General features: G+C 42.7%; 18 protein-coding genes. 5 read left to right on the forward strand and 13 right to left on the reverse strand.

Going from position 1 to position 17,699, the window contains the following annotated elements:
* Positions 1-114 precede the first annotated feature (114 nt).
* Positions 115-966, forward strand: coding sequence for a GGDEF domain-containing protein (locus ICV38_RS08030; RefSeq protein WP_215379140.1), 852 nt, complete (start codon positions 115-117; stop codon positions 964-966).
* Positions 967-1,194: 228 nt separating this feature from the next.
* On the opposite strand, the gene ICV38_RS08035 is transcribed toward ICV38_RS08030, so the two are convergent.
* From ICV38_RS08035 to ICV38_RS08050, 4 genes are all read right to left on the reverse strand, one after another.
* Positions 1,195-3,303 (reverse strand): polysaccharide deacetylase family protein, encoded by a 2,109-nt coding sequence (locus tag ICV38_RS08035; protein ID WP_215379152.1) that lies wholly within the window; start codon positions 3,301-3,303, stop codon positions 1,195-1,197.
* Positions 3,300-4,544: a glycosyltransferase family 2 protein gene (locus ICV38_RS08040; protein ID WP_215379155.1), complete on the reverse strand. Its 1,245-nt coding sequence runs from the start codon at positions 4,542-4,544 to the stop codon at positions 3,300-3,302. The genes ICV38_RS08035 and ICV38_RS08040 overlap by 4 nt, the downstream gene beginning before the upstream one ends.
* A gap of 95 nt (positions 4,545-4,639) precedes the next feature.
* On the reverse strand, positions 4,640-4,903 hold the full coding sequence (locus tag ICV38_RS08045; protein ID WP_215379158.1) for a DUF1488 family protein: 264 nt from the start codon (positions 4,901-4,903) through the stop codon (positions 4,640-4,642).
* A 1-nt stretch (position 4,904) separates the two neighbouring features.
* Complete coding sequence (locus tag ICV38_RS08050; protein WP_215379161.1) at positions 4,905-5,345, reverse strand: universal stress protein; 441 nt, start codon at positions 5,343-5,345, stop codon at positions 4,905-4,907.
* Between the two features lie 193 nt (positions 5,346-5,538).
* On the opposite strand from ICV38_RS08050, the gene ICV38_RS08055 reads away from it, so the two are divergent.
* Positions 5,539-7,014 carry a ribonuclease catalytic domain-containing protein gene (locus ICV38_RS08055; protein WP_215379164.1) on the forward strand — a complete coding sequence of 492 codons (1,476 nt, stop codon included), beginning with the start codon at positions 5,539-5,541 and terminating at the stop codon, positions 7,012-7,014.
* A 37-nt stretch (positions 7,015-7,051) separates the two neighbouring features.
* Here ICV38_RS08055 and ICV38_RS08060 read toward each other — a convergent pair whose 3' ends face one another.
* Together ICV38_RS08060 and ICV38_RS08065 are read right to left on the reverse strand one after the other, a co-directional pair.
* The gene (locus ICV38_RS08060; protein WP_215379167.1) at positions 7,052-7,567 is read right to left on the reverse strand and encodes a DUF1003 domain-containing protein; all 516 of its coding nucleotides are present in this window, start codon (positions 7,565-7,567) and stop codon (positions 7,052-7,054) included.
* Between the two features lie 145 nt (positions 7,568-7,712).
* Positions 7,713-8,900: an MFS transporter gene (locus tag ICV38_RS08065; RefSeq protein ID WP_215379170.1), complete on the reverse strand. Its 1,188-nt coding sequence runs from the start codon at positions 8,898-8,900 to the stop codon at positions 7,713-7,715.
* A gap of 79 nt (positions 8,901-8,979) precedes the next feature.
* On the opposite strand from ICV38_RS08065, the gene ICV38_RS08070 reads away from it, so the two are divergent.
* The 3 genes from ICV38_RS08070 to ICV38_RS08080 all read left to right on the forward strand — a co-directional run bounded on the left by ICV38_RS08070 (position 8,980) and on the right by ICV38_RS08080 (position 10,761).
* Complete coding sequence (locus ICV38_RS08070) at positions 8,980-9,330, forward strand: DUF3147 family protein (protein ID WP_215379173.1); 351 nt, start codon at positions 8,980-8,982, stop codon at positions 9,328-9,330.
* A gap of 430 nt (positions 9,331-9,760) precedes the next feature.
* A complete protein-coding gene (locus ICV38_RS08075; RefSeq protein WP_215379190.1) occupies positions 9,761-10,261 on the forward strand; it encodes a hypothetical protein in 501 nt (166 codons plus the stop codon).
* 11 nt (positions 10,262-10,272) lie between these two features.
* A complete protein-coding gene (locus ICV38_RS08080) occupies positions 10,273-10,761 on the forward strand; it encodes an A24 family peptidase (protein ID WP_215379193.1) in 489 nt (162 codons plus the stop codon).
* A 16-nt stretch (positions 10,762-10,777) separates the two neighbouring features.
* Here ICV38_RS08080 and ICV38_RS08085 read toward each other — a convergent pair whose 3' ends face one another.
* Genes ICV38_RS08085 through cpaB form a run of 7 tightly spaced genes read right to left on the reverse strand, consistent with a single transcriptional unit; the run spans position 10,778 to position 17,618 of the window.
* Positions 10,778-11,713, reverse strand: coding sequence for a type II secretion system F family protein (locus ICV38_RS08085; RefSeq protein WP_215379196.1), 936 nt, complete (start codon positions 11,711-11,713; stop codon positions 10,778-10,780).
* 10 nt (positions 11,714-11,723) lie between these two features.
* A complete protein-coding gene (locus tag ICV38_RS08090; RefSeq protein ID WP_215379199.1) occupies positions 11,724-12,695 on the reverse strand; it encodes a type II secretion system F family protein in 972 nt (323 codons plus the stop codon).
* Entirely contained in the window at positions 12,696-14,054 is a 1,359-nt protein-coding gene (locus tag ICV38_RS08095; RefSeq protein WP_215379202.1) for a CpaF family protein, read from the reverse strand. It lies immediately after the preceding gene.
* A 2-nt stretch (positions 14,055-14,056) separates the two neighbouring features.
* Positions 14,057-15,229, reverse strand: a complete 1,173-nt coding sequence (locus tag ICV38_RS08100) for an AAA family ATPase (protein WP_215379212.1) — start codon at positions 15,227-15,229, stop codon at positions 14,057-14,059.
* Positions 15,230-15,235: 6 nt separating this feature from the next.
* Entirely contained in the window at positions 15,236-15,529 is a 294-nt protein-coding gene (locus tag ICV38_RS08105; protein WP_215379215.1) for a pilus assembly protein, read from the reverse strand.
* Positions 15,530-16,864: a type II and III secretion system protein family protein gene (locus ICV38_RS08110; protein ID WP_215379218.1), complete on the reverse strand. Its 1,335-nt coding sequence runs from the start codon at positions 16,862-16,864 to the stop codon at positions 15,530-15,532.
* A gap of 1 nt (position 16,865) precedes the next feature.
* Complete coding sequence (gene cpaB / locus ICV38_RS08115) at positions 16,866-17,618, reverse strand: Flp pilus assembly protein CpaB (protein WP_215379221.1); 753 nt, start codon at positions 17,616-17,618, stop codon at positions 16,866-16,868.
* Between the last annotated feature and the right edge of the window lie 81 nt (positions 17,619-17,699).

Consider the following 17,699-nt stretch of genomic DNA (forward strand, 5'->3'; position numbering starts at 1 on the left):
TGGAATTCCTCACCCTTTTGTTCAGTGTATACCCATTAGTTCTTGTATCTATGGACTTTCTTTAAATTTTTAGTTGTAATCTATCTAATCTAATCATGAAATTTAAGGCACGCTTTGTATATAACAATTGGCCTTTACTGCTTATCACTACTCTGCCAGGTCTTTGCCTCGCTTATTAGCCTGTCATTATTTCGACATTCAGTAACGATATATCGCTGGGGCTGGTTATTTTTAGCTACTGGTCTTGGCTTAATGATTGGCAGAAGAATTGGTCCAATATTTCATATCTTTGAGTCTGGTCGCTTCGACTTATTAGACGCAATATTGTCACTGCCAATTTCAGGATTCTTATTGCTCGGCGTTCTTGGACTTAGGAAATTAATTATCAAGTCTGATAACAATCAACTGATGCTCGAAACTCTTGCTCAGCACGACCCCCTCACTAATAGTTTAAGTCGCACTGAAATACTCTATCGAGTCTCGGAAGAAATTGAACGCTCGCGTAGAAATAAACACTCTTTTGCTTTATTAGAAATGGACATTGATCATTTTAAAGATGTAAATGATCAGCTTGGTCATCATGTTGGCGATGAAGTTTTAATTAATTTAGTAAGGCAATCCCAAGAAGTCCTTCGCTCCATCGACACGGTTGGCCGTATTGGGGGGGAAGAATTTCTAATTCTTTTACCAGAAACAGATGCTACAGGGGCTGCTCAAATTGCCGAGCGTTTGCGCGAACACATAGCCAATACGGCAAATGAAACAAGCTCCTCTTCCTCAATAAAAATCACAATTAGTATTGGGGGAACGATTTTTAACCCGAATGAAAACATGGAATATAAGCAGGACATACTTTTAAATGAATTACTCAATCAGGCTGACTTAGCAATGTATCAAGCTAAAAATGAAGGGCGAAATCGTGTTGCCTTTTGGGGCGCCTCTACCCCCCCCCTTAAGAGGGCATGATATTAAAACGGGATGATCAACTCTTCCATCACATAGCGATAAAAGTAATTAGGCCCTAAAAACCTAGCAGACTTTCCATAACCTGCCCGAGTCTTAAAGTAATAATCATTTGATGCTACTGGGCTCGTAGCCGCGAACTCAACATTAGTATTGATATCTCTATATTCTTGCTATGGCTTAACGCACACCGTTTGCATCAAATTAAGGAAACTCATTGCCTATTTTCGATTAAAAAGTGTATTTAAAATGCGCATCCAAATAATAGTACTGATAATTACTAGCCGCACTGATATCAGTGCCAAGTGCTACACCATAAGTGATTGCCTTATTTTGAACATGGTCTAAAGCGAACCTTCCCGAGCCAGCAAAGATTTTTGTTCCTGCAGCATTAGCTTGTCCAGCATCAACCCAACCACTATATATATTTTCACCTAGAACCTTTCGCCAGCCGAGGCCAGTAGTAAGTCTCTGATAGTATTGTGGAGAATAGAAAAGTGGAGTATCTGCCTGACTATTAATATAGTAACGGTCCTTAATGTAAATGTGTACGCCCTCGTAAGCAGTCATCGCATAAATTTTTGCAGTTCCACCAGTTTGAGTATTTCCTTGCGTGAAATAGCTTTGAGTTCCGCTAAGCGATAGGCCTCCATAATCGTTGTATAGATCTCCTCCAATATTCCATCCCTGCTGAGTAACACCTTGTTGAAGACCTAAAACTGAATTGACTACATCACCGTAGACCCCAAATGCAATTAAGCTATTTGCATTCACAAATTTCATAGCTGTCATATCACCAACTAAATAGTTTTTTCCACTTAATACTCCAATACCCAAACCACCCTTTAATGCATAGTTACCATCGTTATAGTTAGCCAAGAACTGTAACTCCTGACCTAAATATGTAGCGCCTGGGTTGCTATAGACAGTCTGCGCAAGACCAACACCAAAATCCTGTCTTCGTGGATCAATGAGCGTAATACGATCTACTTGAGCAATAGGTAATAGGCTTATCCTTGGAAAGCCTTTTATTTCTTCGCTAAGTTGAGTAGTGTTAATACTCTCTACAGCTTCAGATACAGTTTGTACCAGTACTTGACTAGCATCGATATATTGAATTATTTCTAAAAATAATTCAGGGCTAATATTTTCATCTGTACTACGAGCAGCACTAAATGTATGAAAATTTAATACTAAATATTCATGATTAGATTTTGCATCATCAATCCATTTTTTAACCTGAGCTAAAGTAGTCCAACGATCAATGCTCATACGGTTAATTCTGTAGTCACTAATAGTACTTCCAGCATTGCTTGTACTATCAACATTTAGGCCATACTTGAAATGTTTTAACACTAAAGCATTAATTCGTGGATCATCTAGACCGCCAGGATAAGCAAAATACTCACGACCAGCATATTGGCGATCCTTTAAATAAGAGGCTGTTGAGCCAAGAAAACTATCAACCTCCTGCGTCGACATGGCTCGAAGGTTATAGTTAATATCATGACCGCCAATATTCCAACCATCTCTTGCAAATAGATCAAGCTGCTTTTGTGACAAGAATCCTTTTTGTCCAATTGCAGATGGATCAATGAATAGCGAACCTTTCATCCCGTATTGATCCATGATGCGCTTTGCAATAAGACTATCGAGATCACCATCATCGATGGTAATGCTAATACGCGCAATGCTACCGTTGTCAATAATTTGAAATCCAGCTATTTCAGTCTCTACTCGTGACACACCTTTGTCACGTACTCTCCATAATGCAGAGTAAATATCAAGCATGTTGGGACTATTGTATGAAAAGAAATTACTAATGGGCGCTGTTACTTCCACCCAATTATTATTAGTTTGACCATGTAATTTCTCTGTGAGGTCAAGCGTAAAGCTACGAGTAAAAGAGTCATCTCCCGAACTTAAAATAAGACTAAGCTCTTTAATCTGAGACCAGTTCGAGACTTTAACTCGAAACCGAAGGCTCTTATTTCGCATTGAAATAGGTTTAGGGAAATTGTAAAAAGTACCAGCCATATTTTCAGATGATGTAGACACCCTGAGTGACTTACGCTCCTGAGTCATCACCTCGATATCATTCGCCTCATAATAGGGCTGAAATGGTGAATCAAAAATAATCCCATCCTGACCATTCTTTCCATCACGCCAGTACTCAGCCATGATCTTGCTAACAGAATTACGCTCTGTATCGACACTTTGATAAATTCTCGCACCCAATGGAAGCCCCTGAGCAATAGCAAGGGGCGTTATTACAATCTGTGCAAATAGGATATATATTAAAGATTGCTTCAGTAATTTGAAGAGGAGAAAGTTTCTCATTTAGTGCCCCAGCTTTTTCTAAAATTAAACAGCTCAGAGAAATACCCATAAACACATGCTGGCTGAAGTACTAAACCATAGGCAAAAACATAAGACAAGAAGCCCAAGATATTTGCCCGAACTGTTAAATGCTCATCGTTGAACATCGCCCTACCTTTAAGATACATTTGCCAATTGAGTAAAAAAGCCATTGGCAAAAGCGATAGCGTCATGGGGCCTGCTATCCAAAAAATACCAAAGCAAGCGAGAATTAGTCCAGGAATAAAGCCAAAGGTAAAAGCAATATCCATCAGTGGAAACATCGTATTCCACCAAATATAGAGTGTGGATAGTCTAGGCTTAAAAAGAATCATGGGATTATCCTTAAAGGCCTCTATCAATCCCCGAGACCAGCGCCTTCTTTGACGAATAAATTTACTTAAGGTGTTGGGGCAATCCGTAAAAGCCAAAGCATCCTCAGCATGCCCTACCCTATGACCTGCAGACAGAATTCTCCAAGTCAGCACAATATCTTCGCCAACCATTTCTGGCCAACCACCTAATTCTAGGACTGTTTTGCGGTCATATAAAGAGAACGCGCCTTGTGCTACTAAAGTGCCTTGAAATAAAGACTGAATCCGCTTGATAGTAGCAATGCCTAAAAAGTAATCCCACTCCTGCGCCTTAGTGATCCAGTTTTCTCGTGAATTGCGAATGAGAATTTCACCGGCAACTGCTTTGGTATTGATTGGATCTGAAAGGTATCGACCTACCAAGTGGCGTACGCCATCTTTCAATATATAGCTATCGGCATCAATTGAAATAATGATATCCGTCGTACATTTTACCAAACCATGATTTAGAGCAGATGCCTTGCCGCCGTTATGTCCCAAATCAATGAGCTCTAAATTTGGATGTGCCGCCTGTAATGCTTTAACAGAATCAACAGTCTTATCACTAGAGCCATCATTAATCACAATGATGCGAATATCTGCTAGGTAGTCCTGTAGAAAAATTCCTGACAAGGTTGAGGATATTGAATTTTCTTCGTTATAGGCAGCAATTAATATCGTGACTGGTGGGTAGTGCTGATCAACAATGACTTTAGGACGACGATCCAGTAGTAGCGCCATCGCCACAAAGGCATTCATGAAGCCTGGGATGATGGCTATAAATGTAATTGTGAAGTAAGCGGGAAATGTTCCTATTTCATTGCTGAGATCTGAGAACCAAGGCTGGGAATACCAAAAAGAAAATCCCATCCAACCTAAGGAAAATAGCAGGGAAATAATAAATTTTGCTTTTACTGAGAAGTACAAATTATATTAGTCGCAAAAATTAAAGAAATTAGTGGATTTTATAAAAGCAAGTCATTGCTAAAAATTTGAATTTGACCATCGTGTGCATGACCATCTCGAATTTTTTTCTCCGCAATTGAAAGAAGCTTTAGTTGATGCTTTTGAAAAAGGGTTGCAGCATCACCTTGAACTGTATCAGGATCAACATCCTCCAGAGCTTCGTAACTAAAGTGACATAAGAGAGTCTCACCGTTTAACTTAGCCGCATAAAAAATGCCACCATCCTCGGCAAGTACAGGCGGTCCTATGAATTCGATTTTCATATCAATTAAGCACAATGACGGGAATAGGGCTATGAAGAACAACTTCACAGGCCTCACTACGTAAAATCAATCCAGATAGACCAGTGCGCTTATGAGAAGACATCGCAATCGCATCTGCCTTAGATTTTTTGGCCGCCTCTAAAATACCATCAGCAATATTGGGATGGATGATATGCATAAACTTAACATTGAGACTAGAGCCTAATTGAGTCTTAGCTTTTGCACATAATTTTTTTGCAAACTCCGAACACGCTTTTTTATGAGCCGCCTCTGATACCAGTGAGTTATTGACACTTTCGGTATATACGAATGGCGCCAATGGGTCGGATACATAAACTAAGACAACCTCAGCATTATCTAACTTGGCTAACTTTGAAAGTTTGTTAAGTTCTTTTTTAGTAATTGCATCACCACTAATGGGAACTACTATTTTTTTAAACATAATTACCCTTTTTATTCATTTCATAAAATTGTAAATTGACCGGTATATGATCTTCCGAGAAGGAGTCATATATAAGCTCATACTATAAGTGCATACCCTAAGTAATTTATTCACTCTAGAGAAGATTTGGCTATTACTTTCAATATGATGGAATATAGCTCAATACTTAACTACCCTGGTCAATAAGCAACCTATGTCAAAACATCAGCAATATAAACGCTCTGATTTAGCCAGGATTGCAGCCATTGTGATGGAGGAAAAAGGTCTTGAGCCTAATTTTTCCAAAGAAGTCCACGAACAACTAGACGCCATTAATCTGCCAGCAGAAGATAACGATCCTCTTGTTAAGGACCTCACCAATCTCCTATGGTGCTCTCTAGATAATGATGATTCAAAAGATTTAGATCAATTAACAGTATGCAGTGATGCTGGCAATGGAAATCATAAAATCTATATTGCCATAGCGGATGTCGACGCCCTCATTAAAAAAGATACTCCTATTGATGAGTATGCTAAACATAACACCGCATCGATCTATACCTCTGCACGAATTTTTCCGATGCTGCCAGAAAAACTATCTACCAACCTCACTTCCCTCAATTTTGATCAAATCAGGCTGGCTTTAGTTACTGAAATTGTTGTTGGCAGCAAAGGAGAGATCTTAGGCTCGACAATTTATAGAGCGAAGGTACACAATAAAGCAAAGTTAGCTTATGACGCCGTATCAACTTGGATCGAGGGCAAAGGAGAAATGCCAGCCGCAATGGCTGCTGTTCCTGGCATGGATCTACAGATCAGGGTCCAAGATGAAATTGCGCAGCGATTACGTTTGAAGCGGCAACGGGCTGGATCACTGCAGCTAGAGATTTTCCAGCCAAAAGCTGTTTTTGAAGGTGAACATATTATAGGGATTGCCGAACAGGTTCATAACCGTGGTAGGCAGCTAATAGAAGAGTTCATGATTGCAACTAATGGCTCGACTGCGCGTTTCCTACTCAAAAAAGGTATCCCTTCTCTACGAAGAGTGGTTCGTAGTCCAGACCGATGGTTACGCATTGTTGAACTTGCCAAGCAGTATGGGGAAGTATTACCTAATGAAGCCAGCTCTAAAGCTCTATCGGAATTTTTAGCCAAACGGCACGAAGCGGACCCCCTGCGCTTTCCCGACCTATCTCTGGTCGTTATTAAACTAATGGGTCCAGGAGAGTATGTTTTAGAGCAGCCAGGGGCTACTCCGATCGGCCACTTTGGTTTGGCCGTTCAAGATTACATGCATTCAACAGCGCCAAATCGACGCTATCCCGATTTAATTACCTTACGCATGCTCAAAAAAGCTATTAATAATGAGTCTAATGCATATGAAACCCAGGAACTTTATGCATTAGCCCTCCACTGCACAACACAGGAGGATGTCATTCGTAAGGTGGAGCGCAGAATGCGCAAATCTGAAGCTGCGCTATTTTTAGAGCCCTATATTGGCAAAGACTTTAATGGCGTGATTACCGGCATTACGCCAAATTATGGGTGGGTCAGGATTTTCAATCCCCCTGCCGAGGGAATGCTTCTGAAGCTTCCTAAAGATGTATCCATCGGAAATAAGGTACGGGTAAAACTAACATCTACTAATGTTGAGATGGGTCACATCAATTTCATGCAGGTTGCCTTCTAAAACTATATTGCTCAATTCGTGGGTCGAAATGGTTGAATTATTTACGATAAACATCCAATTTCTGACTCAAAGCCTCAACCGCTTTAGTCAGAGCAAAAAGTTCTTTTTCTTTCATCATGTCTATTTTTTGATGAAGTAATTCGATTTCTAACTCTGCTTTTACGTTCACCTCAAAATCATTATTAGCCTGCTGCCTGTCGATTTCTGAAAGTCGATTTTGACTCATCATAATTGCCGGCGCGGTGTAAGCTGCCTGAAATGACAACATTAGATTGAGCAAGATATAAGGATATGGATCCCAAACATTGGCATTATTTAGCGAGTTATAAGTAATCCAACCCAAAATACAAATACTCTGGATGATGATGAATTTCCAGGACCCCACTGTCTTCGCTACCGTGTCTGATATTTTCTGGCCTGTAGTTAGCCCGCCCTTAGCTTGCTCAACATGGCCTGAAATCTGGGCTGGAATGCTCGCTCTGTGTGTTCGCCTATGAATACGCAGGGCCTCCAAAGTTTGTAGCTCTTGATTGGTAGGTACGTGAATTATCATGGGGGCTCTCCTATTGAACTTCCACTCTACACCCTTTTAAATAAAAAACCACCGAAGGAAGTTTTGGTATTTCTTGGTGGGCTCAGTAGCACAGCGCATTAGTAGCACAGCAAAACAACCAGTATTACTCGTGAAATAATTTGATCTACGTCTCTAGCTTAGCTTGATTGGGCCTTTCGACCCAAAAAGCCATCAACACAAATGCCACCAATGCGCATCCGCCTGAAAATAAGAATGCATACAGTGGCGCAATGGATTCGTATATCCAGCCAAAGATAAATGAGGCTGGAAAGAGCATTAACCCTGTTATTAAATTGAACCAGCCAAAGGCGGTACCAGCCAGACCTTTTGGCGCAAAGTCTGCGACTAAGGCTTTTTCAACCCCCTCTGTTGCTGCTTTAAATAATCCGTAAACCACAAAGAGCGCAAATATTTGATAAGTGGAAAGTCCTGGTAAGCCCATACAAATGTAAAAAAATGCAAAAGCAATCCAAGCAATCAAAATAAATCGCTTGCGGCCAAAAGTATCTGATAGTGCGGATAAGGGAGTGCCAAACAAAGTAGTAATTAAAGAGATTGCCGCCCATAAAAGAGGGATTTGCTCTTGTGGAACCCCCGCCTCTCTTGCTCTTAGCAACAAGAACATGTCAGATGAATTCGCCAAAGCAAAAATACCTGCCACAACTAGATATCTTTTGAATTGATTTGGCATCCCCTCAAGCGACCAGCTAAATTTACTTGCTTGTGGAACAGCCTCTCGCTTTGGTTCTTTAATGCACAAAGCAAGAGTAATGGTAATTACAGCCGGAACAATGGCCCATAGAAAGATATCTTTGAGCGCTACCCCCATAGATAAAAACATCGCCGCTAATAGTGGTCCGATGACTGCACCCGCGTTATCCATTGAGCGATGCAAGCCATAGGTAATACCTCGCTGATTTTCATTCACACTCTCAGCTAAGAGGGCATCACGGGGGGAACTTCGAAGACCCTTACCCATTCGATCAGTAAAGCGAATTGCTAAAACCCATAGCCATGAATTCGCAATCACAATCAGGGGTCTACCAATACCAGCCAGCGTGTAGCCCAAAACAATCCAAGGCTTGGCTTTTTTTGTACGATCAACAATCACGCCTGAAACTAATTTAAAGATACTAGAAGTGGCCTCAGCAATGCCTTCAATGATTCCCAATGCCTTTGGCCCAGCCATTAAGACTGATGCTAGGTACAAAGGCATCAAAGGGTAGAGCATCTCACTGGCCGAATCATTTACCAGGCTGATGAAACCAATAAGCCAAACAGTACGAGGAAGAGCGAGAATTGTTTTAAACATTACAAGCTCAATTTACTCTTGTTTTGTCGTTTTAAACGATATTCCTATAATGGGGTGGGCATACACAATAAAGGCTTCTATGGCTTGGATTATTACCAAATACTTACTAACAGCAGGAATGGTTGTATTCATTTCTGAAGTGGCTAAGCGAAGCGATAGATTGGGTGGCTTTATTGCGGCATTGCCCCTAATGACCCTTTTAACCCTTGTATGGCTGTACGTAGAAAACCAGCCTGAAGAAAAAATAGCAAACCACGCCTATTACACCTTCTGGTATGTGATTCCGACATTGCCTATGTTTCTTTTGTTTCCACTCCTACTGCCAAAGCTAGGATTCTGGATGACGATGGGGGCAAGCGTTGTGGTGACAGTTATCTGCTTTGGCTTATTTGCTTTGCTGATGAAGGGCTTTGGGGTTGAACTGCTGTAAAAGTGTGTAGTAATCGCCTACACACTTTCGAGCACCCCCAGCGTTACTTAAAGTAACGCTTACATGACCAAACCTCACCTTTAGTCTCAAAAGCTGGCTTTTTGTGATGTTTAGGTCCTGTTTAGGTTCTCTGGTTATGAGTCGTGTTGATGATTCTTCTGCCCGCCTTCAGATTCTTTTATGTCAGTTGTGAGCAGGCTAAATGCATTTATGCGTAGATATTTCGCATAAATACGTATAAAAATTGTACGGGAGTTTGCGTAATTCCTTAGTCCCATATTAGTCGAAAGTAGAGTCATGTCCAGCCCTTTTAAGCTAAAAATTAGTCCAATCCCAGGTGAACTAGAGTGGGCGTACAATTTATTTAAGTCTTCTTTGTTGCTTTGGCCTTCGTCAAATTACTCCTCGAGGGCAAATATGAGGAAGCTATATGCAACACGACATTAAAAAAATCTATGCCAAACTAGTCGCTCTTGAAGTTGAAATGAGTGATTTACGTCAAGGGTATGCGCTTTCCAATAAACGCTATACCGAGGCTCTGGGCTCCCTTAAAGAATTGACTATGCACGCGACTGAAGCCGCTAAACGCGCTGCTAGTGCAGCTGAAAAATCAGCACTCGCGGCCAGAAGTTCGGCATTAGCAGCTAAAGAAGCCTCCAGTCAATTTATTCTAAGTGCCGCAGAAGCTGCTGCAGATGCTGCGGCATCCGCTGCTGAGGCGGCAATTGAGGCTGCGGCATCCGCTGCTGCGGCAGCTGCTGCGGCTGCTGGTGCAGTTGCCCATCAAGCTGAAGCCTCTTCTCTACAAGCATCTACAGAAGCTGCAGAAGCAACCCGCATTGCAACAGAAGCTGCCGCTGAGGCGGTACGCATGTCTAATGCCGCAACAGAATCTGCTCGCTCAGCCAGAATCAATCAGAAACCTGAGTAATTTCCTCTAATATGGCCATACCATCTAATGGACACTACTTAACACTCGTCTCTTATTTTGGCTTTTGTTTTACGCTCATTGCTTTAGCTCTAATTGATATGAAATCGTTAAGGCTGCCAAATTACCTCACCATCCCACTTCTACTATCCGGGGTTGTGCTAAGTTTTTTTGGCGTAACCATTCCCATTGCAGATGCAATATTGGGTGCGACACTTGCTTATGTCACCCTCCTAATAACACAGCTTCTCTATCAAAAGCTTACCGAGCGACATGGTCTAGGCTTTGGCGACATTAAGCTTGCTGCGGCCCTAGGTGCCTGGCTCGGATGGCAGTCTTTACCGGAAATATTAATCATTGCCAGCATCAGCGCTAGTATTGCTGGAACGATTTACCTCATCAGTACAAAGCAAAATCGATACGCCTTATTTGCTTTCGGGCCCTTCTTAATAGTAGGAGCTTTTGTAACGCTCTTTACGAATCCAGCCCTTTTACGCCTTTAGCCTGCTTATTATATGTTTAATGTGTAGCGCGCATTAATGGCAGGATAGTATGAATGATGTTGATTACTGCCGGCCCAAGGATCACTACAAACAGCGCCGGAAAAATGCACAGTATCATTGGGATCGTGAGCTTGACGGGAATTTTGGCTGCGGCTTCCTGTGCCAACATTTTTCGCTTACTGCGCAGACCTTCTGCAGCCACCTTCAATGAATCAGAAACGCTCGTACCAAACCGCTCGGACTGAATCAACATAGCCACTAATGAATGGATATCTTCCACGCCAGTGCGCTCAGCAAGATTGCGCATAGCGTGCTCACGTACAGCGCCAGCACGCAACTCTAAATTGAGGATATGGAACTCTTCAGATAGCGCTCTACTCTTAATGCTCAACTCCTGACTGACGCGCATTAGAGAGCCATCCAAGCCTAAGCCAGCTCCAATACAAACGCGCATTAAATCCAATGCATCCGGAAAACTTTCGAAGATTTCTTGCTGCCTTGCTTTAATTCTTTGAGAAAGATAAAAATTAGGAAAATAATATCCTGCCGTAGCGAGACAAAAAGAGGTCACAAGAACACGGAAAGTACTATGGCTGGCACCTGAAAATAAATACAACAATAGATAAACTGTTGGCAGCATTAAAGTCAGCAGTGTTTTAGCAGTGAAGTAAATTAGAATGATCTTCTCACTGCGGTATCCGGCCCTTAAAAATCGAATCCGATCTTCTGAGGTTTCCCACTCTTCATGCGGCATCGAAAACGTCACCAACCATGCCACGACCTTGCGCGCATAAAGTTCTAGCGGATCAATTGGTTCGGACTGCGTAAGCAGGGACTCGTTCTTAATGGTTAAGAGGCGCTCATCTATTCGCCTTGATTGAAATCCTTCAATAAAGTAAAAGCTGGCGCCCGTCACTAGAATAAATAGGATGGAGAGGAAAATGATTTCCATAGCGCTTCGCCTACACCTTCAAACGAGAGATATATCTCATCCAGAACGCCCCTATTCCCATAAGGCCTAATGCGAAAACCATAAGTTGAATTCCTAATGGGTCATGCCATAACACTGAGACAAATTGGGGGCTAAAAAAATACAGTAAGGCAAAAACTCCAAACGGTAATACACCTAAAATCCAAGCAGAAGTGCGCCCTTCGGCCGTCATGGCCTGAACCGATTGCCGTAAATTTAAACGATCCCGAATCAAGGCCGATAAGTTTTGTAAAAGACCAGCTAAATCTCCACCCACTTCCCTATTGATTAATACCGCTACAGAGAAATAGCGCATATCGGGACTATCTACGCGATCAGCCAAACTACCGAGCACTTCATGAATCGGTATACCAAAATTAACTTCATTTAGCGCGATCGTAAACTCCTTTCCAATCGGCTGGGGTGACTCGGTAGCCGCCATTTGCAAAGCGCTGGTAAAGGCATGTCCAGCTTGCATGGACCGGGCCACGAAGTCTAAAACATCAGGCAGCTGGATCTCCAGTAAAGCGACACGGCGATTCACCAATATCTGAATAGCGATAAAAGGTAAAGCAAGCATCAAACCAGCAATGGGTAATGCAAACCAAATAGAAATCTGCAGGAAGATACCAACAGCAAACAATGCGCAAGCAATGAGGATTTCGAGCAGTAAAAGTTGGGATACTAACCAGTCTCTACCAGACTTTAGAATGAAGTCATCCAGGCTCTGAATTAACTTAGACCTCCTTAAGACAGCATCTAAAGCTGGATAGTTGGCGAAAACTCTTTTCTTTAAATTCAAACTGGTCGTAATGGTACTTTCCGATGCCAAATCCCTCATTCTTTTTTCCAGCAGCGTAGACTCTTCTCCATAATGATCGCGTATCAGCAGATAGGACGTCCAAGATAGCGCCAATACCGAGAGTATTGCCAAGCCAATAAATAAGCTCGATAACCAGCTCATTTAAGGATCTCGGTGAAAATCAGGATCAAATAAATAGTCTGCCAGTGGAATACCCCGAGACAATAAGCGCTCGGCAAACCTCGGTCGTATGCCAGTTGCAGAAAATTTACCCAATACCGTGCCATCCGGCGCCACACCGATTTGTTCAAAGTGGAAAATCTCTTGCATGGTAATCATGTCACCCTCCATGCCAGTAATTTCCTGAATACTCATAATTTTTCGTTTGCCGTCACTCAAGCGCGCTTCATGCACGATCACGGAGATAGCCGATACCATTTGCTGCCGCAAGGGTTTGAGCATGACTTGCAGGCCTGCAATCCCGATCATGTTCTCTAATCGAGTCAAAGCATCTCTCGCCGAGTTAGCATGCACAGTAGTCAATGAACCCTCATGGCCTGTGTTCATCGCCTGTAGCATATCTAATACCTCTATCCCTCGCACCTCGCCAACAATGATTCTGTCAGGACGCATACGCAAGGTATTACGTACTAATGCCCTTTGATTGATTTCGCCCTTGCCTTCTATATTTGGGGGTCTGGTTTCCAGGCGCACAACGTGAGGCTGTTGTAAGCGAAGCTCAGCAGCATCTTCAATAGTCACAATCCGCTCGTTATCCGGAATAAAACCAGACATGATATTAAGCAAGGTAGTTTTACCGCTACCTGTTCCACCAGAAACCAAAATATTTGTTTTGGCCTTCACCAACGCCGCCAGGATGATAGCCATCTCTTCAGTCAAGCTGCCCAAAGCAATTAAGTTGGCCATCTTCAAGGGAATTTCGGAGAAGCGGCGAATCGATAAGACTGGGCCATCAATTGCTAAAGGCGGAATGATGGCATTAACCCTTGAGCCATCCTGCAAACGCGCATCTACCATGGGGCTGGATTCATCAATCCTACGGCCTACCCTAGCAACAATTTTTCCAATAATTTTTAAAAGATGGGCGTCACTGTCAAAGCGCACATCGGTTTTTTGAATGCGTCCATTCTTTTCAATATAGACGGAGTGGCAGTTGTTGACGAGGATATCTGAAATACTCGAATCAGCTAGCAATGGCTCTAAGGGCCCAAGACCAATGACTTCATTCTGAATTTCAAAGATCAGTCTAGCCAAATCAGTCTCATTGATCACCAACTGATCTTTTAGGACGATTCTTTCTATCGAGGTTTTAAGGTGTGCCTTTAAATCCTGCTCAGACATATTTTCAATAGCTACCAAATCGATCGTGTCGACTAAGTAACTATGAATCTTTGTTTTAAGGGCAATATTTTGTGGGCTAGATTGACTAAAGCCTGCGCTTGAGTTTTCATAATCAGCTACGTGATCATTACCGCTTCTTAAGGCTTCACGCAAAGTCATAATCAGTCCATTCCAAATATTTTTTGCAACAAGGAACGGTTATCTGACTTAGCAACCTTCCCAGAAAGACTTGCAGCCAAGTCGCGAATCTCTTTGCTCACAGGAGAATCAGGCGATTGCTTCAAGATAGAGATGCCCGTATTGACAGATTCAGCGCTACTAACGAAATCATTTGGCACTGAAACAAAGATTTTTTTCTGGATTGAATCCTCCATCTTTGCTTCAGATAAATTGACCATACTATCCATGCGATTAAGGACAACTTTGATTTTATTTTCGGGATAGCCAAGCATGCTAAAAATCCGAAGTTGCTTTGTCATGGCTCTGAGATAAGGCACCACTGGCTGCATCACTGGAAAAATCATGTCAGCCCGATCTAAAGCACGCATATTCAAGGCATCTAGCGTATGTGAAATATCTAAAATGACGAAGTCATAGTCCTGAATGGCAACGGTGAGTAAATTGTCAATATGCTGAGCAACGATGCCAACTGACATTTCTGGGCTAGCAGGCGCTTGCAATAGAAAGTAGTTGCTCGAGATCTTCATTGCCGCAGCAGCAATGATGGTTGAGTCTAAGCCAACCTGCTTCACAATATCCCCTAGAGTAATGGAACTCATCTGGTCTGTTAAGTAATAAGATGCATCTCCATACTGCATATGCAAATCAATTAATAAAACTTTTTGCTGGCAATCTTCTGCCAGCGAGTAACCCAAATTGGTTGCCAAAAAGGTAGCGCCAGCGCCACCTTTACAGGAGATAAACGCCAAGATCTTGCCGCGTGCATGATAAACACTCGATAAATAACTGCGATCACGAATTCGTCCAACTGCAGAATTTAGGTCTATATCAATCAAAGGTAGGCTAATAGCCTCTGTTACACCAGAGCGCATCAAACTAATCAAGGCAGTTTCAGAATGTAAATTGCAGAGGTAAAAAATGGATGGATTTGAATGCTGCTTAGTGCACTCAGAGATCGCTTTTAAGTCTGCATCGCTGACAGTGTTGGCATCCAAAATTAGGATATTGGTCGAGAATAAATCGATTCGCTCCAGATGTATTTGCTCATTGATTCTGAGTAAATATACAAACTGATCATCACCAGGGTTTTTCTCTAGCACCCCCTCGATAAGGGCAAGCATTGCTGGAGAGCTTGCAATAACGGCTATCTTCATAGGAGCTTACTGACCAACCCCAGTTTGACCTGGTACAGCACCGGCTGGACTGGTACCCGTTCTAAAGGAGCGTTGATAACTATCCACTGTGGCTTTAGCGCTAGGCCCATCTAAGCCTGTTGTGGGCTTGGGATTTCCTAGTGGTGCCTGTGGGTTTACCAGTTGGTTTTGCACGGATGATGTTACTGAGCTACCAAAGTCGGGCTCGTTTTGCCAAATGGACTGGCAGCCCGATATAGCAAGACACAGCGCAAGATAAAGGACCGGACTAATCCAATAATGATTTCGATTAGCTAACATTTAGTTTCCCGCCTCCTTGCTAACTATGGGGGTAAAGGGCTTTTTCTCGCCCTCAAGCTTGCCACCAATCAGAAACTCGGCTTCTGTTGGTTGAATAAATTTATCGGTCGGTAATTCAGGTCTGCCATCTTGTGGCTTGACGATATGCGGAGTCACTAAGATGAGTAGTTCTGTGCGATGACTTTGGAACGAACTACTCCGAAACAGCGCCCCGATGATTGGTAAGTTCGACAAGCCAGGAAAGGCATTAATAGATTCTGAAACGTTATTACTAATCAATCCACCGATAGCAAAGGTCTGACCGTCATATAACTGCACTGTTGTAGAGGCTTCTCGCGTTGTGATTGCCGGCATGACCATGGTTGAGCCGCCAGCGTTTACGGTGATACCTTGCGGATTAACCTCGGAGACCTCAGGCCTGACCTTCAAATTAATTCTATTGCCATCTAGTACAGTGGGTGTGAACTTAACACCGACGCCGTAGTTCTGCTGCTGAAGTGTGATCACCGCCCCGCCACCAGTTGCACTTGTTTGCGGCACAGGCAAAAAGACCATACCACCAGCCAGGAACTGCCCCTCTTGACCGCTAATGGCCATAATATTGGGTTCTGCCAAAATCTTGATTAAGCCGCTATTGATTTGCGCCTGTAACCAGGCGTTATTAGTGCCTGAACTTCCAATGAATTGAGCGCCTGATCCGAGAGACCCAACGCCCATCGCACTAAAGGCAAAATTTTTGCCGCTGACTTCCAAACCCAATTGATCCGCAACGACCTTATCAATTTCGGCAATCTTTACCTCAATCAATACTTGGGGCAAATGATCAAGGGTAGTCATATTCATAACTTTTTTACCGCTCACATTTTCAGCAATCTGTACTGCCTGCGCCACCTTCATGGCATCACTTAATTGACCAGTCAATACCAACGAATCTCCAGCAGCGATGACCCGCAGGCGTTTCTCAGTAGGCATCAATTGATTTAACAAAGTCTGCACAGAGGAAATATCGGTATTGACAGTCAAATCAACGACAGTCATTTTTTCACCTTCATGCCAAAGAAATACATTAGTAGTTCCTGATTTTTTTCCTAAGAGGTAAAGCTCTTTAAAACTCACTAACATCACATCGGCAACATTAGGATCGGCAATAGAGACGCGTGTGACTGGGTCTTTTAATTTAAATATATGAGACTTACCTACGTTCAAACTCAAAGAAAGATGAGCGGCATTAGCAGTGCTCAAGTTTGACTTAAGAGGGTCAACAGAGTAAGCGCCGATAGCAAAGCCTAGAAAAGCAATAGTTATTAGGAATTTGCTAATTTGAATGAGTGGCATATTAGTTCTGCAGCCCTGATTCCATATGCTTACTAGTGCCACGAATCACCTCGATAACCGCTACACCATCCTCAAAATCACCTTTATGTGCACCACCCGTTTTTCCAGAAGACACATCGGACTGATTGCGAAGTGCCAGGGTCAGACTACCAACTGAGCGCGCCATATCTAGACGCTCAGCTTGCTGAGGGCTGACCTCCAAAGTGACCACGTTGACTACGCGTGGCTTAGATTCATCCTTGATGACCCGATCTTGCGCAATTGCCAACACTAAGACTTTCTCTAAAACAATTTTTGAAACGGATTGTCCAGAGTCGTCTTTGGTGCTGAGGAGTACATCCACATAATTTCCAGGGAAGGTGAAACCGGCAACGCCCGCAGCCTCGCTAACGTAGATCGTAAATGCGCGCTTTCCCGGGGAGATAACTGCTGATAAGCTAGCGCCTGAGCCAATAGGCATGAGCATATGCTCCAATACCACTTGCCCAGTAACTAAATTGGATTTGGCAACGCGATCAAATAAAGTTTGGGTGTTAGTGCTAGCTCCTACAGGAACTTGGGCTTTAGGCCAATCAGCTAATGCAAGATTTTGTATATTAAGTTTATTGCCTGAATCGATATTGATTGAAGCTACCACCACTTGCGTTAACTCGGCGGCTCTTTGCGCTTTCAAAAAGATCACTGCCATCGATATGGAAATAATTCCAAGAATGGCTGAGACAATCAAAATAAGAATGACGCGGTTTTTTGGCACTTAATAAAGCCTTAAAAATCCTAAATGAACCGTCAATCGATACCGAACAGATCCTCGCAATAGATAAAACGCTTGATAGTA

The sequence above is a fragment of the Polynucleobacter sp. MG-6-Vaara-E2 genome (assembly GCF_018687695.1).
Taxonomy (GTDB): domain Bacteria; phylum Pseudomonadota; class Gammaproteobacteria; order Burkholderiales; family Burkholderiaceae; genus Polynucleobacter.